Origin of the sequence: Acinetobacter sp. YH12219, assembly GCF_013417875.1 — a bacterium.
Taxonomy (GTDB): Bacteria; Pseudomonadota; Gammaproteobacteria; order Pseudomonadales; family Moraxellaceae; genus Acinetobacter; species Acinetobacter amyesii.
On record NZ_VPDC01000065.1, the window covers coordinates 1 to 1,125 of the forward strand.

General features: G+C 38.8%; 1 protein-coding gene. It reads left to right on the forward strand.

Annotation, left to right across the window (positions count from 1 at the left end):
- Positions 1–74: 74 nt before the first annotated feature.
- Positions 75–1,125, forward strand: a 1,051-nt coding sequence (locus FTV04_RS16615; protein WP_180090435.1) for an RNA-guided endonuclease TnpB family protein, incomplete at its 3' end; no start/stop codon positions are given.

Here is a 1,125-nt window from a genome sequence, read left to right on the forward strand (position 1 = left end):
GCGACACGACATGAAGTGTCGTTTGATTTAACTAAGGACTATTTTCCTTGAGTTTTGATTGTTAATATAAGTACATGAAAACCCTTAAATTACGTATAAAAGACAAACATTGCAAGGTGTTAGACCAACTAGCATCAGAAGTGAACTTCGTCTGGAATTATGTCAATGATTTAGGGTTTAGGCATTTGAAGCGGAAAGGTGAATTTCTCTCTGCTTTTGATATTGCCAAATATACGAAAGGCACATCCAAAGAATGTAATTTACATAGTCAAACCATTCAGGCTGTAACTGAAGAATTAGTCACCCGAAGAAAGCAATTTAAAAAGGCAAAGCTGAAATGGCGTGTCAGCAATAAAAAATCAGCAAGGCGCTCTTTGGGATGGGTTCCCTTTAAAAAGGTGGCTATCAAATATGCCAATGGATATGTCCAGTATGGAAAACACCAATTTAAGCTTTGGGATAGCTACGGTTTAAGCAAATACACGTTAAAAACAGGTTCATTTGTAGAGGATAGCCGTGGGCGTTGGTATGTATGTCTTGTTGTTGAATCGCCTAAGCAAGATAAATCGACAGCAACCAAAGCGATTGGTATTGATCTAGGCTTAAAAGATATTGCCACCTGTTCTGATGGCACAGTAATTTCAAATCCAAAATTCTATCGAAAATATGAGCAGAAATTAGGTATTGCTCAGAGAGCCAGGAATAAGAAGCGTGTTCGTGCATTACACGCCAAGATTGCAAATAGTCGAAAAGATCATTTGCATAAAGCAAGCACCAAGCTTGTGAATGAAAATGCATTGATTATTGTAGGTGACTTGAGTGCTAAAAAATTAGTAAAAACCAAAATGGCAAAATCTGTTTTGGATACAGGATTTTCGGCACTAAAAACAATGCTCAAGTATAAATGCGAGAACGCAGGCGTATTGTTTGAAGAAGTCCAAGAAGCCTATACCACCCAAATCTGTTCGTGCTGCGGTGAGATCACCTCAAGTAGTCCAAAAGGTAAGACAGATCTTGGAATAAGAGAATGGGAGTGCATGAGCTGTGGTACAGCTCATGATCGAGATATAAACTCAGCTCTAAACATTCTTGCGCTTGGGCATAAGCGTCTAGCTGTAGGAATCA